Source organism: Methanoregula sp. (assembly GCF_052325125.1).
Lineage (GTDB): Archaea > Halobacteriota > Methanomicrobia > Methanomicrobiales > Methanospirillaceae > Methanoregula.
In genome coordinates, this window is the sequence record NZ_JBKQWO010000017.1 from 14780 (window position 1) to 38097 (window position 23318).

At 57.3% G+C, this 23318-nt stretch carries 24 protein-coding genes; 2 read left to right on the forward strand and 22 right to left on the reverse strand.

The genetic code is table 11. From position 1 onward, the window contains the following. Nucleotides 1-51 precede the first annotated feature (51 nt). The 22 genes from ACLQMU_RS03980 to ACLQMU_RS04085 form a co-directional block, all read right to left on the reverse strand. On the reverse strand, nucleotides 52-930 hold the full coding sequence (locus ACLQMU_RS03980; RefSeq protein WP_422149218.1) for a VIT1/CCC1 transporter family protein: 879 nt from the start codon (nucleotides 928-930) through the stop codon (nucleotides 52-54). Between the two features lie 352 nt (nucleotides 931-1282). Continuing rightward, entirely contained in the window at nucleotides 1283-1624 is a 342-nt protein-coding gene (locus ACLQMU_RS03985) for a hypothetical protein (protein ID WP_422149217.1), read from the reverse strand. 116 nt (nucleotides 1625-1740) lie between these two features. Then, nucleotides 1741-3336: a PAS domain S-box protein gene (locus ACLQMU_RS03990; protein WP_422149216.1), complete on the reverse strand. Its 1596-nt coding sequence runs from the start codon at nucleotides 3334-3336 to the stop codon at nucleotides 1741-1743. A 434-nt stretch (nucleotides 3337-3770) separates the two neighbouring features. Next, nucleotides 3771-4526: an RNA-guided endonuclease TnpB family protein gene (locus ACLQMU_RS03995; RefSeq protein WP_422149215.1), complete on the reverse strand. Its 756-nt coding sequence runs from the start codon at nucleotides 4524-4526 to the stop codon at nucleotides 3771-3773. A 1343-nt stretch (nucleotides 4527-5869) separates the two neighbouring features. Next, nucleotides 5870-7606, reverse strand: coding sequence for a DUF2070 family protein (locus ACLQMU_RS04000; protein ID WP_422150183.1), 1737 nt, complete (start codon nucleotides 7604-7606; stop codon nucleotides 5870-5872). Between the two features lie 57 nt (nucleotides 7607-7663). Beyond that, nucleotides 7664-8560, reverse strand: coding sequence for a PfkB family carbohydrate kinase (locus ACLQMU_RS04005; RefSeq protein ID WP_424040566.1), 897 nt, complete (start codon nucleotides 8558-8560; stop codon nucleotides 7664-7666). Then, nucleotides 8557-8895 (reverse strand): DUF555 domain-containing protein, encoded by a 339-nt coding sequence (locus ACLQMU_RS04010; protein ID WP_422150185.1) that lies wholly within the window; start codon nucleotides 8893-8895, stop codon nucleotides 8557-8559. Before ACLQMU_RS04010 ends, ACLQMU_RS04005 begins: the two co-directional genes overlap by 4 nt. 33 nt (nucleotides 8896-8928) lie before the next feature. Then, nucleotides 8929-9456, reverse strand: coding sequence for a nitroreductase family protein (locus ACLQMU_RS04015; protein WP_422150186.1), 528 nt, complete (start codon nucleotides 9454-9456; stop codon nucleotides 8929-8931). Continuing rightward, a complete protein-coding gene (locus tag ACLQMU_RS04020; protein WP_422150187.1) occupies nucleotides 9443-9799 on the reverse strand; it encodes a hypothetical protein in 357 nt (118 codons plus the stop codon). Before ACLQMU_RS04020 ends, ACLQMU_RS04015 begins: the two co-directional genes overlap by 14 nt. 161 nt (nucleotides 9800-9960) lie before the next feature. After that, nucleotides 9961-10302 carry a DUF5350 domain-containing protein gene (locus ACLQMU_RS04025; protein ID WP_422150188.1) on the reverse strand — a complete coding sequence of 114 codons (342 nt, stop codon included), beginning with the start codon at nucleotides 10300-10302 and terminating at the stop codon, nucleotides 9961-9963. A gap of 84 nt (nucleotides 10303-10386) precedes the next feature. Continuing rightward, nucleotides 10387-11118, reverse strand: coding sequence for a class I SAM-dependent methyltransferase (locus ACLQMU_RS04030; RefSeq protein ID WP_422150189.1), 732 nt, complete (start codon nucleotides 11116-11118; stop codon nucleotides 10387-10389). Then, nucleotides 11115-12137 (reverse strand): AAA family ATPase, encoded by a 1023-nt coding sequence (locus ACLQMU_RS04035; RefSeq protein ID WP_422150190.1) that lies wholly within the window; start codon nucleotides 12135-12137, stop codon nucleotides 11115-11117. The genes ACLQMU_RS04030 and ACLQMU_RS04035 overlap by 4 nt, the downstream gene beginning before the upstream one ends. Next, nucleotides 12100-12831: a 4-phosphopantoate--beta-alanine ligase gene (locus ACLQMU_RS04040; RefSeq protein WP_424040569.1), complete on the reverse strand. Its 732-nt coding sequence runs from the start codon at nucleotides 12829-12831 to the stop codon at nucleotides 12100-12102. The genes ACLQMU_RS04035 and ACLQMU_RS04040 overlap by 38 nt, the downstream gene beginning before the upstream one ends. Next, on the reverse strand, nucleotides 12828-13694 hold the full coding sequence (locus tag ACLQMU_RS04045; protein WP_422150192.1) for a pantoate kinase: 867 nt from the start codon (nucleotides 13692-13694) through the stop codon (nucleotides 12828-12830). The genes ACLQMU_RS04040 and ACLQMU_RS04045 overlap by 4 nt, the downstream gene beginning before the upstream one ends. A gap of 83 nt (nucleotides 13695-13777) precedes the next feature. Continuing rightward, the gene (gene coaBC, locus ACLQMU_RS04050) at nucleotides 13778-14947 is read right to left on the reverse strand and encodes a bifunctional phosphopantothenoylcysteine decarboxylase/phosphopantothenate--cysteine ligase CoaBC (RefSeq protein ID WP_443673556.1); all 1170 of its coding nucleotides are present in this window, start codon (nucleotides 14945-14947) and stop codon (nucleotides 13778-13780) included. Then, nucleotides 14944-15822 carry a class I SAM-dependent methyltransferase gene (locus ACLQMU_RS04055; protein WP_422150194.1) on the reverse strand — a complete coding sequence of 293 codons (879 nt, stop codon included), beginning with the start codon at nucleotides 15820-15822 and terminating at the stop codon, nucleotides 14944-14946. The genes coaBC and ACLQMU_RS04055 overlap by 4 nt, the downstream gene beginning before the upstream one ends. A gap of 9 nt (nucleotides 15823-15831) precedes the next feature. Further along, nucleotides 15832-16875 carry a 60S ribosomal export protein NMD3 gene (locus tag ACLQMU_RS04060; protein WP_422150195.1) on the reverse strand — a complete coding sequence of 348 codons (1044 nt, stop codon included), beginning with the start codon at nucleotides 16873-16875 and terminating at the stop codon, nucleotides 15832-15834. Next, complete coding sequence (locus tag ACLQMU_RS04065) at nucleotides 16872-17165, reverse strand: DUF424 domain-containing protein (protein ID WP_422150196.1); 294 nt, start codon at nucleotides 17163-17165, stop codon at nucleotides 16872-16874. Before ACLQMU_RS04065 ends, ACLQMU_RS04060 begins: the two co-directional genes overlap by 4 nt. A 54-nt stretch (nucleotides 17166-17219) precedes the next feature. Further along, nucleotides 17220-18047, reverse strand: coding sequence for a TatD family hydrolase (locus ACLQMU_RS04070; RefSeq protein ID WP_422150197.1), 828 nt, complete (start codon nucleotides 18045-18047; stop codon nucleotides 17220-17222). After that, nucleotides 18019-18396 (reverse strand): dihydroneopterin aldolase family protein, encoded by a 378-nt coding sequence (locus tag ACLQMU_RS04075; protein WP_422150198.1) that lies wholly within the window; start codon nucleotides 18394-18396, stop codon nucleotides 18019-18021. The genes ACLQMU_RS04070 and ACLQMU_RS04075 overlap by 29 nt, the downstream gene beginning before the upstream one ends. 12 nt (nucleotides 18397-18408) lie before the next feature. After that, entirely contained in the window at nucleotides 18409-20520 is a 2112-nt protein-coding gene (locus ACLQMU_RS04080; RefSeq protein ID WP_422150199.1) for a minichromosome maintenance protein MCM, read from the reverse strand. Nucleotides 20521-20527: 7 nt separating this feature from the next. Continuing rightward, nucleotides 20528-21496 carry a replication factor C small subunit gene (locus ACLQMU_RS04085; protein WP_422150200.1) on the reverse strand — a complete coding sequence of 323 codons (969 nt, stop codon included), beginning with the start codon at nucleotides 21494-21496 and terminating at the stop codon, nucleotides 20528-20530. 164 nt (nucleotides 21497-21660) lie between these two features. Between ACLQMU_RS04085 and ACLQMU_RS04090 the strand changes: the two genes are divergently transcribed. Together ACLQMU_RS04090 and ACLQMU_RS04095 are read left to right on the forward strand one after the other, a co-directional pair. After that, the gene (locus ACLQMU_RS04090) at nucleotides 21661-22677 is read left to right on the forward strand and encodes a DUF3821 domain-containing protein (protein WP_424040394.1); all 1017 of its coding nucleotides are present in this window, start codon (nucleotides 21661-21663) and stop codon (nucleotides 22675-22677) included. A 26-nt stretch (nucleotides 22678-22703) separates the two neighbouring features. Next, on the forward strand, nucleotides 22704-23228 hold the full coding sequence (locus ACLQMU_RS04095) for a hypothetical protein (protein WP_424040392.1): 525 nt from the start codon (nucleotides 22704-22706) through the stop codon (nucleotides 23226-23228). Nucleotides 23229-23318 lie beyond the last annotated feature (90 nt).

A 23318-nucleotide genomic window follows, 5' to 3' on the forward strand; every position in this document is an offset into this window, starting at 1 on the left:
AAACGTCATTGGCCGATATATAAAAAGGCTAAAAAATCAGGTATTGAACCTTCATACGTTTACATTCAGCATTACGCGGATCAAAAGCCCTATCACAAAGGATACGGCCGCTATACCCAGACTGATGGCTGCCATCTCGGCAAACCGTTTCCAGAAGGGAAGATCCTTTGCGACGGAAATATAGAACGTAAAGACAAAGATGACCAGAACCGCGCCGATAAGGGTAAAAACAAGTGCAAGGTACGGGTTTCTGAGGATAAGAAACGGCAGTATGAGCAGGGCAACGGTCACAATATACGTGGCTCCGGTATACAGTGCGGCCTTTTTGGGGCTCGTGCCATTCGTCTCCTCGGACCGCTGCGAGAGGTACTCGGATGCGGCCATCGAGAGCGATGCGGCAACCCCGGTGATCAGGCCGGCCACAGCAATGATCTGCGAGTTCTGGATCGCGAAGGTCAGGCCGGCAAGGGTGCCGGTGAACTCTACGAGGGCGTCGTTGAGGCCGAGTACCACGGAACCGACATACTTCAGCCGTTCTTCATCGATAAGGGCGATAAGTTCCCACTCGTGCTTTGCTTCGTTTGCAAGCATGGCCGGCATCTCGGGAACCGCCGCAAGGAGTGCCTCATCGCCGGCCTGTGCACCCTGTTCCACGCCTTCCATCAGTTTTATGGCAAAGGTCATCCCGAGAAGACGGGCAATAAGGTAATAGAACCAGACCCGAAGCATGCTGGGCCCGATCTCTTTTGCCGTGTACTGTTTCCAGATAGTATAGTGCGTCAGCTCCTCGGCTGCGATCCTATAGAGAACCTCCCGGTTGTGGGGATCCGCGGTCACCCCGGCGATCCTGGTATAGATGTAGTGCTCGGTGATCTCGTTTCTCTGGAACACGGCAATTTTTTTAAGGATTGCATCGGTCAGCTGCATCATCTGCCTCGTTTAGGTTTCCGGGAATTTATTCATGGAGCTGCGGTGCCTGAACAGTGAGTACGGGCAGCAGGCAATGATGTCCCTTTCGCCCGGATGCCCGGGTATGCCTGCCCGATGTTTGCAAACGTCTCCCTGAACTGTATGAAATACCCGGCCTATAAGAGGATCGGCCGGTTCCTCCCGGGTTTGTTAACATTCGTTCATGAGGGGGGAGCGGGAGCGGTTGTCCGGTCGATAATGGTTTCCCGCGGGAGCAGCACGGCGGGGTTTTACCGGAAAGGGCTGCCTTTTCCGGGTGAGAGCGTTTCCGGTAAAACCTGTTTACCCACGGGCAGGGCAGGCGGAATTGCGATTATGGTTCCTTGTCCAGTTTTTTCTTTATCTCCCGGATATTGTTGAGCATCTCCTCGGAATACGGGGTGAACCGGTAGCTGAGGTTGTTTTCTATCTGCCAGAACCCGACCTTCTCATCATAGTGACCGATGATATAGCAGATGAGAATATAACAGGGAACCGCGAGGGCCAGAACCATGGGGAGGGTCAGGCCGAAATGGATGTAAAAGAAGTCCTCGAAGAGCTTGGCGTTTGCCGTGATGATACCAAAATTGAGGAGGATCTGGGTCCACGAGGTTCCCCGGGTGTACCGCTGCTTGAATAAGGCAAATTTGTAGAGCAGGCCCTTGTGTTCGGTCATATGGTGACATTTTTTACATGGAGAGAGGAAATGCTTTCTCATTCCTGCAAATAGGCCTCCCGGTCGACCGCTGACTCACGGTGTACCCGGATTATAATTACCGCATGCACTGGCGATTAAAGGAAGTTCCGGGCGTTCCTGACACCGGTGATGTCGTTGACCGTCCCGGTGATGCGGGCCGGGTTGCCCCCGGCATCCCATTCGATCACTTTGCCCCGGACAAGGACCCATTTCCAGGTTTTGTCCCTGCAGAGCACGCGAGCTTCCGTCTCAAAAAGTGGTGTTTTGCGGTTAACGTGTTCCCGGAACGCCGCGTGGACAAGAGAAAGATCATCTTTATGCAGGAGACTCGATCCGGATTCAAGGGTTAACGAAGCAGAGCCTGTGTCGTACCCGAGCATGCGGGAATACCAGTCCTCCAGTCCCACGATCCTCGGGCAGGGAAGGTTAATATCCCATGTCCCGATATCCCCCGCTTTCACCGCAAGCGCCAGGCGCTCTTCACTTTCATGAAGCGCCTGCGCAATCTTTTTCCTCTCGGTCATATCGATGATAACCCCCCGCAGGCCGAGACACTTCCCGCTTTCAGGGTCCATGATTCCTGATGCATAGATAAGCCCAAGGTACGTGCTCCGGTCTTTTCTCTGGAGCAGGTATTCCTGACCGACACTTTTTACCCCGCCAAGAACCCGGTGAATATCCCGTGCTGCCCGTTCCCTGTCATGTGGGACGATATAGTCATAGATGCAGATTTTCTTCTCGAAATCTTCCCGGGTGACTCCAAACCATTCCAAAGCAACGGAATTGGTAAATGTCAGGTTCCCCGAAAGATCCATTTCATAGACGGCAACCGGCATCATGTTGGCAAATTCCTGATTCATTTCCCGGGATCTTGCCAGGTCATGACGTATTTTCAGGATTTCAGACATATCACGGATCGATTCAATGGCCCCGGTCAGATGTCCTTCAAGATCATAGAGAGGCCCGGCAGTAAGCCAGAGATAGGCACCCTCACACCCATCCAGGCGTCGGGCAATGACTTCTGCATGAAGATTTCTTCCACGTCGTTCGATGTAGAGATAATCAGATCCTGTCGGAAGCTGCTCCTCATGGACAAAATCAATGAGAAGCGGCCGTCGCTCGCCAAAAAACGGGAGCGCGTACTGATAATCCCCTTTACCGATCATGTCGGCCCCTGAGGTGCCTGTCATCTCCTCTATGGCTTTGTTCCAGGCAACAATCTTGCCGCTGGTGTCAATAACAAAGGTCGCATCCGGGAGAAAATTGATGATATCGTTCTGGTTCTGCCGGGATTCCCTTAAGGCGGTCTCGGTTTGCCGGCGTTCGATGGCGTGGCAGAGTTTGTGCTTGAGCTCCGCAAGCATTCCCTTCATATCCGGGCCCTTCTGGATGTAAAAATCGGCCCCGTTGTTGAGCGCTTCAATCGCGATCTCCTCGCGACCTTTTCCGGTAAAGAGGATAAACGGCAGGCTGCCGTGCCGTGCACGAACGCATTTTAAAAATGCAATGCCATCCATCTCCGGCATCTGGTAATCGGAGAGAATTGCGTCAAAACGTTCTGAAGATATCCGATCAAGGGATTCTTTTGCCGAGGGGAGGGTGGTAACGGAAAATGCCCCGGTTTTTTCCAGCAATATTTTATTTACTGCCAGTAAATTCTGGTCATCGTCGACATAAAGAATCGAGTACATCCTGTCTTTCCCACCGGGATCTCCCGCGAACACCAGAACAAATAGTTTTCAATTCTTGCCTGTGAATAAACTTTTAAAGTTTATGTCAAAATATATATATATCTTCTGTCTGATTTTTGTATTGCTACCGTGAAGATCCCGTATTAATTTTCACATCTCAAAATAGGGGATCGTCCATGTATTGTTTAAACAGAATTATTTTATATCATGAAAAGGACACCGGATCAATTCTCAGGAGATCGGCAGGTACGATAACGATTTTTTCCTGATTGCCGGGATTGATATGAAAGGACGATTGAGATTTTCCGGATCCCGTTCACATTCTTTGGGGGGAACCGCCATATGCCGGTGGATTGCCTGAATCGCCGGTCTGGCGCATGATCCCCGGAAATTCCCAAAAAAAAGAGATTCGGGGGAGTTGTTTTTCGCCACGCTCATTCCAGCACGGCAAGCAAATTCCCGCACGTGACCTGTGCCGCGATACCCGGGACGCCGGGATGCGGGATAAACAGCTCTTCGCGTGCGCGACGGCGCATCTCTTTTTTTGAGAGACGGACCCGTTCTGCACGTTCTTCCTCGCAGAAATTCATGGTGGCAGACCGGTGGGACGCAAGCGCGATGTTGAACGCGGCATTCACGTCGGCGTGTGCGACAAAACCGCAGTGCGGGCACTCGAACCGTTTCCGGCTCCTCCTCCCGATACTCCCGCACCGGCTGCACCGTTTGGAGGTGTAGGCCGGGTTGACGTAGATGACGGGGATGCCCCGCTTGAATGCCAGTTTCTCCACCAGCCGCTGGAGCGAGAAGAACGATCCGTTCCCGAACGAGAACTCGATAAAACCCGCAGCATCGTGGGAATGCGAGTAACGGCTGGAGAAGAGCTTTTCAAACTTGATGCCCGAGCCGAGCGATTCCGCGAAGGATACGATCTGCCGGGAGATTTTATGTATGGCTGCCTTGAACGCCCTGCGCTCACGGCTCTTGCTTTTTTTTAGTTTCCAGAGTTTTCCTTCCTTGTAGAGTCTGGTGCAGTTTTTGGTGGAGTTGCTGCGGACATAGTGCGTGTTTTTCCCCAGTTTCAGGATTTTCCCGCTGCCCGGGTCGGCGGCGACTGCCGCGTGGCCGGTCGTGTTGAGATCAACACCAATCCAGCGGGCAGGTATGTGTACGGATGGATGAACTTTGATCACCTTTTCCTACCCTCGTTCGCCTGCGGTACAAACTGCCTTTACACGGTTATTGTTTCTCCGATTTTTGCTCCTCCTCTCTATATTCGTAATTATGCATCCCGTTCCTTTATATCTTGCGGTAGAACGACCCGGATTGGGAAAAGCGATGATTAATCGTGCGGGATTATGTATAGAGGGAATATTTTGGGAGAGTTTCTGGGACCGGCTCCTGCCTGTTTATCATGGTGGGTACCTCCACGAACGGGATTTTTTCCGGAATTGCCAGCTCATGACCCGATCTTTTTTGTAAATGGTCAGCTGCTGAGCTGAACTTTTTCCGGAATTGTCACTAAACCTGCCGGATTTTTTTATAAAAGTTCGATAACCTCACCAGGCATTTTTCGGAAAGTTCACTAACCTTGCCGGACTTTTTTGCAAAAACTCGATAACCTTACCGGATTTTTTCCGGAAAGTTCGCCAACCTTGCCGGCCATTTTTTGAAAAGTCCGGCAGGGTCTCCAAGGAGTTCAGACGATACAATGCACATCCGGACACCGGTTTTTTCAAGAAAAATCCGTCAACTTCACCGGACTTTTTTTGGAAAGTTCACCAACCTTGCCGGACTTTTTTGCAAAAGCTCGATAACCTTACCGGATTTTTTCCGGAAAGTTCGCCAACCTTGTCGGATTTTTTTTGAAATGTTCAACAACGTCTCCGGATTTTTTTCAAAAAGTCCGGCAACCCGGTCGTTTTTTTTCCAAAATCCTCAGCCAGTTAGCCGGGCAAGTTGCTTTTGGCTTTGGCAGATTCTGATGAGGGGGGCTGATGCCCCCCGGCGGATCAATGACGATAACGCGCTACAAAAACCGCACTTGACCTGCCGTACCCCGCGAGAGGCCCTGATGCGGGGGGGACTTGCTATATAATATATCTTAAGATTGCTCCTCAAAATACGCCCGTAAAACTGTCCGATTCCACACAAAATAAATCCGGTCAAATATATCGCTTTATTTGCCAAAATACGCCCAAATTGAGGCCCATATAATGCCCATAATTGGGCTATAACGGCCTTTTTTTGGCCTCTTTTTCCGGGATCCATCAAATGCCTGTTTAGCAGGAGATCGACCTGTAAAAGGCGTTTATGCGAACTTTTTAATTCGCCCGATTGCCAAAATAAGGCCTATTTGGGCTTATTTTAAAACGGAACCCGTATTGGGCTCCGATTGGATCCCGAAATGGCGATTCCGGGCTCAATTCGGGCCCGGATGAGCGTAGTCCGGATCAGGTGGATTGGGGATGTCGCCCCCCCCCATCTCACGATCAGGGATACCCCTGATAGGATAGGGAAATCCCGGTCTCCTCCCTCACACCATCAAAAGATACGCCAGAAGCGAGAGCAAAAACGCCAAAAGCAGCATCGCAAGCGAGAGCGGCGCGACAAAGATCAGCATCGCGTTCACGGTGCTTGCGAGCTGGGAAATCCGGTTGGAGCCAAAAACCACCACGTGCTCGCACTGCGCAGTGGTCGCCGCGCACTCCGCCGGTTCGAGATCGTCGATCGCTGCCTGCACGGTTTGCAGGACCGCGGGAAGGAATGCTTCGACCGGGGTTTCCATGCCGACCGGGTTCTTCCCGGTGATCGTGTTGACCACATGCGAGTCGGTGGTCATCACTTCTGCCGCATCGACAAGGGCAAGGATCTTCCCAAGCAGGATCTCGCGGACACCCGCGGCCATATTGTTACCATCGAACAGCACGTAGGCGGTTTTCTGGCCGGCGGTTTCCACAACCATCACCTGCACGCCCAGATCGCCAAAGCCCTGCTCGCGGGAGTAGGGCAGGTGCTGCCGGGCATAGCCGACCGAGAACGGGTGGAGGTCGGCGGTGTGACAGGACTGCATTGCCTGGATCGCGCCGCGCTGGTACTCGGTCGCCGTCAGGGTCGCCGGGAGCACAGCGGACGAGAGATCGGTCATGCAGTTATGGGCATCGATAAACGCTACATGCGGGAACCAGCGGTGGCCTTCTGCCATGATCGCCATGCCGATCGAGTAATCGAGGTCCTCGGTCATCTGCGGCGACCGGGTCGTCACCATCAGGACGGCATCGCCAAAGCGCTGGTAGAGGATCAGCACGGAACCGCACGAGAGCCGGGCGGAACGGGTTGCACCCGGGGCATAGGTGCGATCCTTTTTCGAACGCTCGATCGCATCGATCACTTTTTCGATCTCGCTCTCGGAAACCAGGTTGAAGTCGTGCGAGGCGCACCCGTGGGGCACCATCGTCTCCTCCGCCATGTGGTCATGGATGACCCGGGGCAGGTTGCCGCCCCCGATCTCGCCCATCGGGCCGGGGTGGAGGTTGGGGACGGTAAAGAGCACAGGTTTTCCTGAAGCCCGCAAAAAAAAGAGACAGACCTGAGGGACAAAGATCTCCTCGCCGATCTCGCGGAAGAAGTTCTCCATACCCTTTGAACCGTCAGTCATGTTAGCGATAAATGCATTGACAAACGCGAGCCCCCGGATATGGAACGCACGGTAGAGCGGGCGCTCGATGAGCCAGATGAGGATCGCAAAGCCGACGCCGAAAACGACATGGAGAACGACAGCAAAGACCGCCCATCCCGGAGAGAAGAGGAAAAACCCGGCAATGACGCCAACACCGCTCTGGGTAACGGCCGGCAGGATCATCCGGGGCAGGCGATAATCCGAGATCGCAACGAGCACGAAAAGACGCAGGCCAAACACAAAACCAAGCGAGATCCCGTAAAAGAGCGGGAGATACCTGATTCCCCCGGCGAGCGAAGCGAACGTGATAATAACGGCAAAGACCGTGCAGGCAAGGGCAAGGAGCGCCGAACGGTTCCAGGTCATCGTCTTGCCGGAGTACTCGATGATCGGTTTGGTGAAGAGGAACCCGGCAATCGCCGGGATAGTGAAAGCCAGCGTGCCCGAAAACGGGAGGTACACCCAGGCCCGGGCGCTCGCACCATCGATGACGAGGCCGAGAACAATGAGGATCAGGAGCGAGACCGGCCACGAGGGCGCGGTGAAGAGATACCTGGTGAGCTGCCCAAGCTTGACGTCGCCCGCGATCGCCATCAGGCAAAACCCCCGAGGATCAGTTCGTACCGGTCGGCCCCTGCCCAGCTCATCGTGTTACCCCCTCGACGGCAGCGGTTCGAGTGTGCCGAAATTTGCACGGTACCGTTCGAGCATCTGCGCCCATCCGGGCAGGTGCGTCTGGCAGCCGGCATGCTCCACGACGAACGAGGCCGTGACCGTCCCGATCCGGCAGCAGGCGAGTGGCGCGTAGCCCCGGACGTACGCGGAGAGGAAACCGGCCCGGTATGCGTCACCGGCGCCGGTCGGATCGCAGAGCGTGACCGGCACCGCCGGAATAAAATGCTCGTTGCCGTTCATATACAACGTACTCCCGTCGCCGCTCATCGTGAAGATCGCCATTGTGACCTCTTTCGTGAGCGCCTCCCGTGTCACCCCGAGGGTCGTACACATCTGCTGCACCTCGTGCTGGTTTGCGAACAGGATGTCGGTATGGGATATGATGGATTCGAGCTGTTCTTTTGTGTACCAGAACACGTCCTGCCCCGGGTCAAAGGAGACGAACTCGCTTTTTTCCGCCACCCGGCAGTTGAAGTCGGGATCGGCCGTCGCCATGTGGACGAGAGGCAGCGCCGGGGCCGCTGCCGTCGCGAACGCTTTTGAAGCGCCCCATTCAAAGAAGGTCATCTGGTCGCCGGCGTCTTCCGTAAACATGAATGCAGTCGGCGTATGGGTGCCCGGCACCACGAAAAACTGCCGCCGGATGCCTAATTTGTCCATCCAGCACTCATAATCGCTGCCGGCAAAGTCGTCGCCAACACAGGAATGGAGCGTAACCGTCTCACCCAGAGCCGCAATCCCTGCTGCAATATTGGCCGCTCCCCCGCCAAAAAAGACCTGTCGGTCGGTGATATGGGTCGAGTGGTTTTTTTGAGGGAGATGATGCACGCGGGAGATGTGATCCACCGCCGTATGCCCGACGACATGGATCATAGTTCCTGCACATCCAGCAGTTTCAAGGGGATCTCCCGGAGGGCTTTTCCTATCACCGATTTTGCGATCCGGCCGGCATGCTCCTTTGACTCGGCCCTGAATACTTTCATCTCGAGCACGAGACCGACAAGCGCGGTGTCCGCGACAACAATAGCGCTTGAAAGCGACTGGTCGCAGAACGGGCAGGCGAGCATGCCCGCCTCGACTTCGACAAATTTTGCCGAGGGGTTGAGCCGTTTTCCCGCTTCGCTGATCGCGATCCCGATTGCATCGTCAAGCGACTTTGCTTCCTTGATGTACCACGCTGATTCCAGTGTCACCAGATAGTCCGGCATATTTTCATCTCCCTTGCAGAGTTCCCGCCCGGTTTACCATTCGTCGCGGTGGACATGCTCACCGGTATTCATGCGCTCCGCGAGACGGAGCTGCGGATGGCCGTGCCCTGCCGCGAGGATGGCAAGCGGCCGAATGTGCGGGGGCAGCCCGAGGATTTCCCGCACCTCATCCTCGTCAAATGCCCCGGTCCAGCAGGTGGAGAGATCATGGGCATGGGCGGCAAGCATCATATAGGTGCAGGCGATTGTCGCATCCTGCACCGCGTAGAGGATGCCCCGTTCGCCGTACTGCGACATGGAGCGCACATAGTTGGCACAGACTACAAACAGGGCCGGCGCTTTCCCGACATGCGGCTGCCCGAACGACGCATCGGCAAGTGCAAGCCGGGTGTCGGCATCGGTCACGACAACAACATCCCATGCCTCGAGGTTGCCGGCGCTCGGTGCCGTGCTGGCACAGGAGATGATGTACTCGATCTCCGGGTCCGCAAGCGGTGTTTCCTCGTACTCCCGCACCGATGACCGGCGCGAGAGAAATTCCAGAAAATCAGAGAAGTCCATGATCCGAGAGTACCTGCCATGCATTCTGCGCAGGGGTGGTAGATGCGCTGATGGCCGCGGAAAGATTCATTACAGCCTGCTCGGGCTGATCGCTCTCCACGAGGGAGATCGCTTCGTTTAAGGAATTTATTGCCCTCTCGAACTCCTTATCTCCTGTGCTCTGTACAGCAAAGGCCACTTCACTCCTGACCTGCTCCATGAGGAGGAGAAGCATTTTTTTGCCGCCGCTCTTCTGGGTGTCGGCAAAACCGGTCAGGGCCTGGCAGAGCTGGGAGACAACGATCAGTTCGGACTTGGCCCGTTCACCGAACTGGTAACTTTTCACTGCGGTTGGAAGATCCATACACACCATAGTCGCTGGAGATAAATGATAATTATGATTGAAACGGGCAGAATGAGAAAACGGTTCGCAGCATGTGCTCCGGAAAACGGGTCAAAAAATTGCCTGCGGGGCAGGACGACTGCCCCGGTTACTATTCACTGATCACACGTCAGCCGTCTGGATTACCGGGCTGCCTTTGCCTTCGCGCCAAGCATGGAGACTTTCGCGCGGCGCATGCGCCTGCGGATGAGCGGGCTTGCGGTAGATTCGTTCAGGCCCGAGCCGCCGGACCGGTCGCCACCGCGTCTTCCGCCACGGCCCCGGCTTCCACCGCGCCGTGCGCCACCCCGGCCACCGCGCTGCTCTTCGGCTGCGGCCTGATCGATTTTCTTTAAGTTGACGCTGGACCTGAATCTCTGGTTGGGTCCCGGGCTCTTGCGTTCGCCTTCTTTTTTCGGAACGAGCCGGATCTGGCCCTTGACGCCTTTGACCTGTGACCAGAGGGTTGTACCTGTCTTACCCATATGTTAAAACTCCTTATCTAATTCTGCCGTGCGACTGATAAATGTTGGGGACGGCATGCTCCGCCTTCCTCACAAAAAATGCCATCACACCTGAGGTTTCCTTGCATCCACGCAGATGTTATACGCCAGCTGGGGAAGCCGGCGCTCGACAAAGGGTTCCACCCTTTGCGCGAGATGGAAGAGCGGGTCGATCATATCGATATGCGCAAACGAACACCAGCTGACCCGGACATCACAAAAACCGGCATCACCAAAGAGGGTATACATCTCCTCTTCATCGTAATAATGCTCGCCGAAATCCTTCATCACGACATGCCTGACCCGGATCTTCTCGCTGATCTGGTAGATGGCCGGGATGCCGGAGGTGAGCAGTTTTTTCCCCAGCGTGCAGATCGAGATAGCCCCTCCCGGACGCAGCACCCGGTATGCTTCGCGGAGCATGGCCCCGGGGTCCCGCAGGTAACTGAAGACAAGGATGCTGGAGATCGCGTCGAATGAGTTATCACGAAACGGGATGGATTCGCCGGTCCCCAGGGTGAAATCACAGCACGCACACCGGCGGCGTGCACGCTTGATCATATTCCGGCTCAGATCAAGACCCACGGCGGCCCCTCCATTGCGGAGGTATTTTTCGACAAAGAGCCCGGTGCCGCAGCCGATATCGAGGAGATCCCCTCCCCGGGGAAGAGATTCCATCACGTGGCGGCTGAGATGGGTATGATAACACCTGCCCCGGGGATGATCGTAGTGAAGATCGTACATACCGGCAATTTCATCGTAGTGCTGCTGGATCTTCTTCTGCTTTACCGTGCTCATGAAAATATCTCCCTGATACAGGTCGCGAAGGCGTCGATCTGGATATACTCGCTGTTTGCGTGGCCGAGGCGGGCATCTGCCTCTGCAAGTGCTGTCGCAAGCAGCGGATGATTGTACTCACGGTGGGCGATAGTCCGGATCTCCGAGAGGACATCCCGGCCCGAGAGCCCGTAATCGATCATCAGCGACTCAAGCTGGCGGATTCCCCCCCGCAGGTCGCCCGACTTGATCAGGCCGATCGCCGAGGCGGCGACCGTGCCGGTCTCCGATTCCGACAACTCGGCGAGGTTGCTGCATGAACCTGCCTGGAACGCAACCTGGAGCATCAGGATGGCCCTGCGCATGTCTCCCTGCGCAGCCTCGGCGATCAGTTCCAGGTCATCGTTTGTGCAGCTGAAACGCGCGTCCTGCTGTTCCCGTTCACGGATCATCCTGAGCTGCGCGATCAGCACATCGGATCGAATCGGCCCAAAGAAAAGCGGAAGACAGCGCGAGCTGATCGCGGGAATGATCGTGCTCTGGTTCGTCGTAGAGAAAACAAAACGGCAGGTACTGCTGTACTGTTCCATGATCCTGCGCAATCCCTGCTGCGCCTCGCGGGTGAGGGCATGCGCATCCTCAAAAACCATCAGCTTGAAATCCGCATCGAGGGGGCGCATCGAGGCGTACCATTTCAGGATGTACTTGAAATTCACGATCAGGCTCTGGCCCTTCTGGTACAGGTGGGTATACCGCTCATCCTCCTCGAGCAGTTTTTTTCCCTGCGAAAAAAGGTCGGCGGTCTGGAAGATCGATGTGTTCGCCTCCCAGTTCCCGCCATACAGCCGCTCTGCAAAACACCGGATGGCCGCGCTCTTGCCGGTACCGTGCGGGCCGGCGAGCATCAGGTGAGGACTCATGCCGGAGGCCGCGCAGGAAAGAAGGAGCCCGGTAACCCGGTCCTGCCCCCTGATATCCTCAAGCCGCACAGGGCGGTAGCGTTCAGTCCAGAGCATGACAGAGCCTCGCTGCAATCTCATCCCGTGCTTCCTTAAGGAACGCAGGGTTATCCAGCGCCGCGACGAGATCGCGGCACTCTTCATCAGTGAGCGATGTACATGCGCCGGCGATCACCGGCAGGGCCCGGGTCACTTCATCCACGACCGTCAGGGTCGCCGTCTTTGCGGTGCGGGAGAGAGGATTGAGATCGATCGCGATCACTTTTTTCCCCATACCGACAAGCACCCCGCACCGGTCGCCGTCTTCGAGCGGGACGAGCACCACGTCTGCCGCATACATCCCCTCGCGCCGGCAGAAGGCCCGGTCGTGGGAGAGCGGGAGCAGGCGCTCGGCTTCGCCCGAGAAAACATCAGCCCCCGCATCGCAAAGCAGGGTCTCGATCTGCCGCACGCGTTCAGGAGTCCGGTGGAAGAGATTGACCTCGACAAGCGCACCGCTCGTCTTCTGGAGGAGCGCGATCTCACGCGCTGCAAGCGCGGCAGTGTTGCCGTTCACCGATATGACCGGGCGGCGGGCGGTGCGGAGCAGTGCGGCGGCAGTCCTCCCGGCCCGACGGGCGCTCTCGCTGGTCTTTTCCCCGAGAAGGTAATCGAACGCCTCGCCGCGCCCGTTGGAGATCAGGCCTTCCCAGGAGACGATTCCCTTTCGTGCGCAGTCTGCGAGGTGCTCGCGGGTGACGAGCGACCGGTACCGGGGGTGATCCGTCGGGATCATGCAAAAACCCCCACGATGCGTACGCCGGCATCAGCCACACCCATCTCGTATACCTGACCAAACGGACGGAGCACCTCACAGGCACGGTCGCCATAAGCAAATACACCTTCGCCAAGCATCGTCATGGCCGCGGGAACACCCTGCCGGTCGCATTCGGCAAGCACCCGCTGCACCGCAGGGGTCTCAAGCCCGCTTGCAGCCGAGAATTCCCGGCAGCAGGCAAAAAAGTCTGCGTATGTTTCCGGTTGCCGTGCGGGAAATGCCGCTGCCACCCGCGCCATCTGCGCGGGAGAGCCGAGCACGTCCGGGGTATGGATCGGGCCGAAACTGATGGCACAGACCGGCGCACCAAGGTCGAACCTGCGGAGGATCGTGCCGTGGATGCCGGGGCCGGTCCTCAGGACACGGCCGCCACCCTGGCACGCGGCGACATCCCCAAGGCCGGTGCGGAAGATCACTTCGGTCTCGTGCGCAAGCCCGGCGATCTCGTCGGCCGGTAGTCCAAGATCGAGAAGCCGGTTCGCGGCGGTAAGCGTGGCAAGCAGCGCCGCTGCCGAGAGGCCGAATCCGGCACTGATGGGGAGCCGGCAGACTGTTTCTACAGAGACGGTGACACCCAGCCTGTCAAGCGCAGAAGAAAGGGGCGGGGCAGCAGGGAAGGTTTCCGCAGGCCCCCCTGCCGGTGACAGCACCTGTATTGTCACCGAGGACTGGCCGGCAGGTCTCACGGTTGCAGTCACCCCTTCGCTTATCACGATACCGGCGCCGATGCTCCCTGTTGTTGCCGGATTGCGCCCGTCGACCCTCCGGAAATACCCGGAGATGTGGCCGGGACAGAATGCTGTCACGGATGCAGGTTTCATGGGAGTCTGGAACTGGATATATACTGTTGGAGTCCGGCTTTTTTAGGAGTTGTGCTCACGGGAGTATGCGGCGGTGATACCGGTCAGGAGCCTCCGGTTTTGTTCATATCCGAAAGGATCTCCTGCCAGATACGGGCAGCAATTTCCTCTTTTGTCCCGGTAACGGGTCTGCCGGTCTTTGTTCTCCTGGTCAGGATGCGGTAGGAGCCGGTGGCCGTACCCATACTCTCCGGGGTGTTGGTCACCACCATCCATGCGCCGCGGGCGAGCAGCGCCTCAGCCCCCGGCAGGGGCGTTCTCCCGATTTTAAAAGCTATGACCCGGGTTTTGGAATGCTCAAGGACATGATCGATCAGTTTCGGAAGCGGGGAAAGATCAATTGTGACCGGTTTCCCGCTTGCAATCTTCCCGCGAACCTTTTTTGGGGCAAAATCCGAGATGGCAGCCGCGCTGATATACAGGTCGGGGCTCCCTTTTTTCAGGTACTTCCTGACCGCATCAAGCATCCCGCCCGCGGTCTCGACCGGCACATTCTGCACGCAAGGCAGGATATCGTTGTGGACAACCGTGACATCGGCGCCGAGCCGGTATGCTTCAAGTGCCAGTTCGCCACCCATCCTCCCGCTCGAACGGGTGGTGAGCACCCGCACGTCGTCTACCGGTTCGCGGCAGGCCCCGCTCGTGACAAGCACCCTTTTTCCGGCGAGCGGTTTATTAAGAACCGCACGTTCGCAGCGGAGGACGATCTCGTCGATATCGGCGAACTTTGCTTTCCCCTCCTCAATCCTCGGGCCGGCAAACCCGACCCCCCACGATTCGAGGGTCCTGATATTCCGGACAACTGCCGGATGACGGAACATGCTGTGGTGCATCGCAGGCACAATAAGTACCGGCATCCCGCTCCCGAGAGCAGTTGTCGCAAAAGTCGTGACCGGGGTGTCGTCGATCCCGCACGCAATCTTTCCTATTGTGTTTGCCGTGCAGGGTGCAATAAGCAGGAGCGACGCGCTCCCGCCGTCGCCGCAGTAGGTCACGTGTTCAACAAAACCCGAGATCCGGGTGATGGCCTGTCTCCCGCTCGCGTAGGTGAGCGCGTCAGGGTGGATGATTCCCTGTGCTGCGGTGCTCATGACCGGCTGGACACGGGCGCCTTTCCTGCGCAGCGCGTGGATCAGCCTGACCGTCTCGACCGCTGCAATGCTGCCGGTCACTCCTATCGCGATCTCTTTTCCGGCAAGGGTCTGTACGGTCATGCGAGTATCACATCCTGCACCACATGCCACGTGTGCGGGCGGAATTTCTTTACCTTATGTACCTGGATGGAGGCAGAAAAACCTGCCCCTTCCGCGCAGCCCCGGATCGCCTCCGCTACATCACCGACACTATGGACGTGGACGACGCTCCCTGCCTGTACGTGGGGGAAGACCGCGGGCAGGAAATTTAATGCATCGAAATGCCCCATCACGACCCGGTCGTAGGTGCCGGTGAGCAGGGTACGGCAATCCCCGCAGGCTGCCCCGACCCGGGCACACAGCCCGTTCTCTTTGATATTCTGTTTCAGGTACTCGAAGGCAACCGGGTTGATCTCCATCGCGTGGACCCGTGCCCCGCTGCCTGCCATAGGCACCGTAAAATAGCCGATACCGGCGAACATGTCTGCCACCCGCGCTTCTTTCGGGCCATCGCGGATAAGGCGGGCCATCCGCTGCTTCTCCAGACGGTTGCCCTGCGCAAACATCACCTTTTGCGGGTCGAGGTGGTAGGTATACCCGTTCTCCCGGTGGCAGACCACGCCAGCATCCCCAAAAAGGATCTCCGTTACCGGCGTCCGGGTCACCTCAGTGAGCGATTCGATCCAGAGCACGCCGCGCGGGTGCCGGAAGCTGACGATCGCGTCAACCTCGTGTGCAGCGGGCCGGGTTCCGTGGATGACGGCCACATCGCCAAGCATAAAAAAACCCCTCCCGGCATACAGGTGCCGGTCCGGGAGCTCGCGCTCGCAGGGAAATCCCTCCTTCACCGGCACCCATGCAGTCTCCCCTTCAACCCAGGGATGCCGGGCCGGATCCACCCAGTCTGCATCGCGGACCGCTGCCAGCTGATCCGTTGGTACTGCCCGCGCCCGCATGGTATCCCGTTATCTCATCACGACAAGGGTATCCCCGTCGCGGAGTACCTGTACGTTCTCTCCGGCGTTTGCTGCCTGCCACGGTTTTTTCTGCATTTCTTTTGTTGCGCCGGTCTCCGGATCGAGCAGCCCCATCATCCCGCCCGAGACATATGCGACAAGCGCCGTTTCTGCATTCCGCGCATTGCCGATCCACCGTACGATCTCTTCTTCATTTACCGCCCTGCTCCGTCCTTCGGACAAGTCGAAGACCCGGACATGCCGCGAGTCGACCTGCTCTATCTCCGCGTAGGTCCGGCCGAGTTTTACCACATCATGCCGCTGGTACCGCGGCAGCCGGACAAGATAGGTAATCCTGAAGAGCTGCCTGCCGTTCTTTTCCCCGACAAGCTTCGGGTGGGTCGTGTACCGCCCACCCAGCTGCGCCGTGATGCCCTGCACGATCAGAAGGCCGATATGCTGGGAGCCGACCGTGATGTCGAGGCCGTCCCGGTTTTCGGTCATGTCTGATATGAACGAGAGGCGTTCGCCGCCGGCCTGGAGAGTGTCCTCGATCTGGGTCGCAATGGCTGCAGCTCTCTGCATCTCGAACGGGCTCAGGTCGCGCTCATCCGCACGTACCTGTACTATCCCCTCGTAATAGCTGCCGGTGAGCCGGTTGCACCGGTCGCACTGCTCCTTGTGCCAGGCCAGTTCTACCGTACAGGTCTTCTCTACGGGAAGACCGTAGAGAGAACCGGTGATCGAAAGGCGGGCCCGGGACCGGTTGGGGCTGATGTCGCGTACGTCCACGGCAATCGAACGCTTCTTCACGTCAGGATGAAAATGTACCGCGCTCCGGGCCAGGTCCGGCGCAAGTTCGGCCCGTTCGCGGTTCGTATCCGTCCATGTGTTCACCAGCTTGGTTGCGCCGCAGCCGGGGCAATGGGTGCTTGTCACCCGCGTATCGCACACGGCCCATGGCGTATCGGCCGCCCGGCAGCTGTTGCAGAGCCCGTCCGTATCCGAAGGCCTGCCGCATTTCGGGCAGAACCGGTCCTTAATCGTCGTCATAACTGGTAGATCTGGGCATGGGGTACGGTGCCGATCATGATGCAGTCCGCACGGGAGATAAGTCCCATCCTGACAGCCACGGCGACACTCCGCTCCCCCATGAGGTTGATATTGCCACCGGCACGCAGGGCTTCCATGACCGCTGTCTCGTCCACGAGAGTGGTACCATAGAATCCTTCGGATATGGCGACTTTGAGGTCGCCGTGAATAATGGTAGTGTTAAGCAGTTCGCGGTCGCAGACCGCGACCACGTCACCAATTGACGGTGAACGGTGGACTTTAAGAAACATTGATCAGATCTTTCGCGGGGCCACCAGATAAAAGATAGGAAGGATCCACAAGGTCTAAAGCGTGATACGGACACCGTAGACCTTTTCGACGGTTTCGCCATGGATCCGGTAGCAGTCCTCTTCAGTGATCGTACCGGATTCAATGAGTTTTTTGGTGATCCGCGGAACGGATTTGGGGCCGGTCACCGCACCGGGCCGCGAGTTCTCGTCCATGAAATCGCTTTCCATGGTAAACGGCCGGCGCTCATGCGCAAGGACCGGCACCGCTTCGTGCCGGGCGACGAGCGAGGGGTGGAGCGGGGTATCGGGAGAACCGTAGTGCTTTACCACGCGCCCGACCGGCATGCCTGCCGCTTCGGCCATGTCGACGACATCGGCGCACGGCCCGCTCTCCGCGTGGATCTGGAGGGCGCACCGGTACCCGGCAGCAAGTTCGAGCGCATGGGAAAGCACGTCGTTCGATGCTGCCAGAACCTCGGGACTTGCTTCGTAATGCGGCCGCCCGCTCTTGAGCGCGATGGCACGGCCGTCCCGTATGTAGCCCACCGCGCAGTCAAGCCCGCCTTTCATCACTTCGGTGGCCTCGGCAAGGGACATACGTTCGGCGAGCCGGCTTATCTCGGCAGGGTGTACCCCGAGAATGGGAAATACGACAAGACCGGTCTCCCGGATCAGCCCGGCAATACGGAGGGTCTCGTCAAAGACCTTCGCATAGTCGGCGCCACAGACCGGTGCGATCCCAAGCGACCACGAAGGTTTTGCAACAAGGAAGATATGGGTCCCGCCCGCATGCAGGAAATCCTTTGCCGCTTCTACCCCGCGCCCGTTCACCGGATCGAAATGGATATGATCGTCAGTGATCGGAAAGAGACGCGATCTCATGGCACTCCAGAATCCTCATGAGCGGGTACCCGTTATCAGGTGCAAGGGCGGCCCGGCAGTACGAGAACCCTACCCTTGTCACGATCTCCGCATCAAACATCAGACCGGAGAGTTCGCTGTACCCGAATACATTCTTTTTCATTGCAAAACGGTCGAGCCTCACCGTAATTTCCTCGACAAAGGGCTGGAGGATCACGGCTTTCTCGATGGCCGTTTCCACGCTCGCTGCCGATTCCTGCGAAACCGGGGTCCCGACCCACTGGTGATAGAGCGCCCCGAGTTTGATCCCGGCCTCGAAAATGGCCCGTTCGCGATCGCTTTCCTCTCTGAATGTGTTCCCCGGTTTCATCCTGTTCACCTTTCAGATCAGCTGGATGATCCCCTGCTTTGGTTCCATGGCCTCGCCATGCCGCAGGAGCATGTCGATACCTTCCCGCACCTTATCGTGCGCAAATCCCTTCGAGGCGGCTGCCTCGATCACCTGCTCGATGGCCGCCCGCCGCCCCTCACCGCCAATGTCCCGGATCGCGTCCTTGATCACCCGGACGATATCGCGCTTCTCCTTGGAGATTCCGGTCGCCACCTTGTCGATATCGAAGTTGCCGGTCTTTGCATCATAGGCGATCTGGCGCAGGCAGGCATCCACGATATGGATCACACGCTCCGCATCACCCGCTTCGATCTTATCCGAAAGCCGGATCCGGGCGCTCGCCTCGGCAAGCCTGACAAGTGCTTCCAGTTGCCGGGCAGTCACCGGCACCGGCTTATTGGGCTCCGCGATCCCCCGGAGCTTGAGGTAGTAACCGACAAGCGCCTCCTTTGCCTCCGCTGACAGGATGGGGAAGCAGGTGCGCTTGGAGTATGCGACGTACTTCCGGAAAAGCCCGGGCTCGATATCCGGCATAACCGGCTTGAGCTGCTGGTCGATGAACTCCTGTGTTACACCGGGAATCGGGGTCTTCCTGTGCTGGGCGATCAACTCCCCGATACCGTGCGCCTTGAGGATGTGCTCTGCTATCGCGAGATCCCGTTTCTGCTCCGGCTGGTCGGTCATGATAAAGATAAGATCAAAACGCGAGAGAAGCGACGGGGGCATGTTGATCTGGTCGGCAATATCGCCATACATGTCGAAGCGCCCGTACTTCGGGTTTGCAGCCCCGAGAAGGGCGCACCGGGACTTGAGCGTCGCGGTGATGCCGGCCTTTGCGACGCTGATGGACTGCTGCTCCATCGCCTCGTGCAGGGCCGAACGATCCTCTTTCTGCATCTTGTCCATCTCATCGACTGCTGCGACACCCATGTCAGCGAGCACGAGGGCTCCCGCCTCAAGCGTCCAGCGCCCTTCCCCGAACTCATCCTTGACGGCTGTCGCCGTGAGACCGGCAGAGGTCGATGACTGGCCGCTCGTATAGATCGCACGCGGCGAGCACTTCACGACATAGCGCAGCAGCTGGCTTTTTGCGATACCGGGATCGCCGATCAGGAGCACATGGATGTCGCCCCGCAGATGAGTCCCGTCCGGCATCTCCTTTGCGATCCCCCCGAAAAGCTGGAGAGTGATCGCCTCCTTGACATCCTCGTTCCCGTAGATCGTAGGGGCGATCGAGTGGGTGACCATCCGGTAGATCATCGGATCACAGGACAGTTTTTTGATCTCATCCTCCGCCTTCTCGTCGATCTCGACCTCCTCGAACTCCTTTTCCGCGATCTCGATCGAGTTGCACTCCAGAAAGATATCGAAGACCGTGTGCTTTTCACCCTTGACAACCCGCTGCATGGAGCGGAGGATGCCGTTGATTACGACGCGGTCTCCCGGTGCGACCATGCCCGAGAGGTCATCGGTCACATCGATATCGAGCGTCTGCGGTTGTTCGCCGCCCCGCAGCCCCTCGGGGGATTCCTGGACCCTGAGTTTCTGGGAATCGACAAAAGTGGAGCGCTTTGGCACCAGCTCCAGTTTTTTGAACGTGCAGCCATCCGTTGCGCAGCCCTCGGGCTCAATGAATTTGCCGTATTTCTGGATCTTTCTGGTGAAGTGGCCGGCCGGGCACTTGAAGACCGCCTCCACGATCCGGGGGCGCACCTCGGTGGTTTTCCGCAGGATACCCTCGACCGAGACGAACATGTTGATGTCGTCGGAACGGATCTCGCGGATGGCGGTTTTTTTGGGGAGGTTCGTGAACCGGATATTGACGCCCTTTGGCTCTTTGCCGTCCTTGGTCCGGATCAGCTGGTTGTTTTTGATCGCGTCCCAGACATCCTCGAGCACCTTGCCGGGGTTCTCCAGCAGTTCGTCGGCAAGGGTGATACCTGCCTTCCCGAAGCGCTCGATCTGCCGGTAGTCGACAAACAACGAGCGCTTGTGCGGGTACAGGCGCGAGATCTCGCCGAGCTCTTTCTTGTACCGGCTTTTGAGGAAACGGCCCCAGTCCTCGGTACGGTCTCCCTGGTGCAGTTCGGGTACCTTCTCCATTTCTGCCTCACCGATTCTTCGTGCTCGCAAGCACGAACCGGGCAATCAGCGCCTCCATCTGGATGTCGCTGCTGGCACCCTCAGAGAGCCGGAAATCGGTCTCGCCGAGGGCATCGATCAGTTCCACCTTAAGCGTCCGGTCCATCCCGCGCTTTACGAGCGCCCGGTAACACTGGTTGATCAATTCGTTCGGGGCGATCCCCCGCTCGTGGAGCAGGTGCGCAAGCAGGGATTCGGCACCGTCAAAATCACCGGCAAGCGCCAGTTTAAGGAGATCCTCGATCTCGTCGGGCCGGGCGTTTGAAGTGATCGCATAGACCATCGGGGCTTCGATTGTGGTGCTGATGATCGCGGCACCCTGCAGGGCATTGATCGCCTTGCGCATGTCCCCCTGCGCGATATAGACCATCGCATCCATAGCAGCGGGAGTAATGGTCAGGCCCTCCTTTTCCGCGATCCGGCCAATCTCCTCTTTTACAGCCTGTGCCGCGAGCGGCCGGAACCGGTAGATCGCGCACCGGCTCTGGATGGGGTCAATGATCTTCGAGGAATAATTGCACGAGAGGATGAACCGGCAGGTCTTTGCATAGCTCTCCATCGTCCGGCGCAGCGCGGCCTGCGCATCGGTCGTGAGTGCATCGGCTTCGTCAAGGAACAGGATTTTGAACGCTTCCTCCCCGGCGGGCCGGGTCCGGGCAAACTCCTTGATCTGGTTGCGCACCACGTCGATCCCGCGCTCGTCGGATGCATTGAGCTCCCGGAAGTTCATCCGCCATGATTCGCCAAAGAACTCCCGGGCGAGGGTGACAGCGGCGGTTGTCTTTCCCACACCGGCACTTCCCGTGAAAAGGAGATGGGGGAGGTTGCCGGACTTTACGTAAGAAGAGAGCCGCTCGACTATCTCGTCCTGCCCGACAATATCTGCCAGTCTTGTCGGCCGGTATTTCTCGATCCAGATAGTGTGGGTCTCATCCATGCGCAATCATCCTGCTTGTACTGACTAGATTGTCCTTGGACTATGTTGTTTTTTCCTGCCCAAAAGATCTGATATACCCGGGTACGGTCCCCGGGCCCGGAAATCCTTTTTGCAATCACTAGAATGTCATAATCTTTATCATAAGAGTTTTGAAATTACTTTTCATGTTAGCGCGCCGGATTCCTCTTGTTTTTCTCTTGCTTATGTTTCTTATCCTGATCCCTGCCCATGCAAGCCTGGCCAAAGTCGCTGCGGGCGCACCGGTTTTCATCGGAGAACAAAATCTGGACATCTCACTGGGCCTGAACGGGCATACGGTTATTGCCTGGTGGCCGCCAGGTGCAGATATGAGCGGCGATCCATCAATATCGGTGACGGTTCCCGGGAATGGAAGGTCATTTTATCTGGATCCCGCTGTTTTTTCCGGGTATACCGGCACCTGGTATACCCACGACGCCAAACCGGATATTCCGGTCTTTGTCCTGTACCAACCCCAGATCAAGCTCTCGATCTGGGATGTGGACACGAATACCGATATCACCGGCCAATCGGTCCCGATGTCCGCGAACATTACCTACCGGATCGATACAAACGTGTATACTGCGCTCAATTATACACTGCGCCCCAATTACAACCCGACAGACGGGTTTTTTGCGGTGACCCTCACATCCCCCTCCGGGATGAACATTCCCCAGATCTTCACGGGGAACGTGGGGGATCCAGCCACCCGGATCATCGCGTTTAACAATGCTCCGATAATCAGGTCATCCCCCTACATCTGGCAGGACGGTCCTTCATGGGACCGGTATGCGATAAGCACGGATGGCGGCAGAGTCTATTCGACCGGGACCTATACTTTTGTGGCTACGCAGGACCTCAACGGCATGATGAGCAGTTACAGCGATGCCACGGCCATCGGAAACGTTACCAGCGGGGACAAAACGGTCACGTTTATTGCTGATGTAATCACTTCCTCCCCGACCGTGCTGCAATCGGGAACCGCGCCGGCCGCGACCATGACCGCGACGACAGGAACGACAAGCCCGACACAGCAGGCGACCGGGCAGCCGACGGCAACCATCATCCCGAAAAAGACAACCTTTTCCCCATTGCCTCCTGAAATTATCTTCCTGGGCATTGGTATCGCGGCGCTCGTAGCCGTGATAAGGCGGAAGTATTAATCATCCAACTCTCCCTTTTTTAACAGATGAGTCAGAACAAAACCAAAGGCCGGAAAATTGGACCGGAGAAAAAGAGGGTTTCGCGAAAAACCGTTATTGCGATCGGTGTTGTAATTGTCGTCTGCATTGTCGCAGCTGCTGCCGGTCTCGTCCTCATGAAACAGGGGCCTCTTTCTCCTGCACCAGTCAGGAATACCTCGAATTCCTTTACATCCGCGGGTGCGTATTATTGCATGAGCGTTGATCTCGCATATGCCGGGAACTATAACGAGGCACTCCAGGACGCCGATCTCGCCCTCGCACAAAATGTGAGTTCGCTGATACCCGTCATCCAGTCGAACCGCGCGGGAATCCTTGTGGAACTGGGCCGGTACAATGACGCGATTGCAGCAGCGGACGTCGCGATCGACGCACCCGGGAACCTGACGACCCTGCGATCCATTGCCTGGTACAACAAGGCAAATGCCCTGAAGGCACTGGGACAAAACGCGGAAGCGGATGCGGCGTATGCAAACGCATCGGCACTGAACCCGAATCTGAAACATCCCTGATCCAATCCGTTTTTGAGATCTTTTTTTGTCAACAATTTCCCTTCCACCTGCGTGCCCGCCCTCTCTGTCCCCGGCCGTTTATCAACGCCT

Coding starts and splice junctions, on each gene's coding strand:
- ACLQMU_RS04030 (WP_422150189.1), bottom strand. CDS start 11,118: ATGAGCACGGTAAAGCAGAAGAAGATCCAGCAGCACTACGATGAAATT.
- ACLQMU_RS04080 (WP_422150199.1), bottom strand. CDS start 20,520: ATGGAGAAGGTACCCGAACTGCACCAGGGAGACCGTACCGAGGACTGG.
- ACLQMU_RS04075 (WP_422150198.1), bottom strand. CDS start 18,396: ATGAAACCGGGGAACACATTCAGAGAGGAAAGCGATCGCGAACGGGCC.
- ACLQMU_RS04070 (WP_422150197.1), bottom strand. CDS start 18,047: ATGAGATCGCGTCTCTTTCCGATCACTGACGATCATATCCATTTCGAT.
- ACLQMU_RS03985 (WP_422149217.1), bottom strand. CDS start 1,624: ATGACCGAACACAAGGGCCTGCTCTACAAATTTGCCTTATTCAAGCAG.
- ACLQMU_RS04095 (WP_424040392.1), top strand. CDS start 22,704: ATGAGTCAGAACAAAACCAAAGGCCGGAAAATTGGACCGGAGAAAAAG.
- ACLQMU_RS04015 (WP_422150186.1), bottom strand. CDS start 9,456: ATGGACTTCTCTGATTTTCTGGAATTTCTCTCGCGCCGGTCATCGGTG.
- ACLQMU_RS04085 (WP_422150200.1), bottom strand. CDS start 21,496: ATGGATGAGACCCACACTATCTGGATCGAGAAATACCGGCCGACAAGA.
- ACLQMU_RS04025 (WP_422150188.1), bottom strand. CDS start 10,302: ATGGGTAAGACAGGTACAACCCTCTGGTCACAGGTCAAAGGCGTCAAG.
- ACLQMU_RS03980 (WP_422149218.1), bottom strand. CDS start 930: ATGATGCAGCTGACCGATGCAATCCTTAAAAAAATTGCCGTGTTCCAG.
- ACLQMU_RS04045 (WP_422150192.1), bottom strand. CDS start 13,694: ATGAAACCTGCATCCGTGACAGCATTCTGTCCCGGCCACATCTCCGGG.
- ACLQMU_RS04065 (WP_422150196.1), bottom strand. CDS start 17,165: ATGTTTCTTAAAGTCCACCGTTCACCGTCAATTGGTGACGTGGTCGCG.
- ACLQMU_RS04090 (WP_424040394.1), top strand. CDS start 21,661: ATGTTAGCGCGCCGGATTCCTCTTGTTTTTCTCTTGCTTATGTTTCTT.
- ACLQMU_RS04020 (WP_422150187.1), bottom strand. CDS start 9,799: ATGGATCTTCCAACCGCAGTGAAAAGTTACCAGTTCGGTGAACGGGCC.
- ACLQMU_RS04060 (WP_422150195.1), bottom strand. CDS start 16,875: ATGACGACGATTAAGGACCGGTTCTGCCCGAAATGCGGCAGGCCTTCG.
- ACLQMU_RS04040 (WP_424040569.1), bottom strand. CDS start 12,831: ATGATCCCGACGGATCACCCCCGGTACCGGTCGCTCGTCACCCGCGAG.
- ACLQMU_RS04055 (WP_422150194.1), bottom strand. CDS start 15,822: ATGCGGGCGCGGGCAGTACCAACGGATCAGCTGGCAGCGGTCCGCGAT.
- ACLQMU_RS04005 (WP_424040566.1), bottom strand. CDS start 8,560: ATGATCCATGTCGTCGGGCATACGGCGGTGGATCACATCTCCCGCGTG.
- coaBC (WP_443673556.1), bottom strand. CDS start 14,947: ATGACCGTACAGACCCTTGCCGGAAAAGAGATCGCGATAGGAGTGACC.
- ACLQMU_RS04000 (WP_422150183.1), bottom strand. CDS start 7,606: ATGGCGATCGCGGGCGACGTCAAGCTTGGGCAGCTCACCAGGTATCTC.
- ACLQMU_RS04035 (WP_422150190.1), bottom strand. CDS start 12,137: ATGAGATTGCAGCGAGGCTCTGTCATGCTCTGGACTGAACGCTACCGC.
- ACLQMU_RS04010 (WP_422150185.1), bottom strand. CDS start 8,895: ATGCCGGACTATCTGGTGACACTGGAATCAGCGTGGTACATCAAGGAA.
- ACLQMU_RS03990 (WP_422149216.1), bottom strand. CDS start 3,336: ATGTACTCGATTCTTTATGTCGACGATGACCAGAATTTACTGGCAGTA.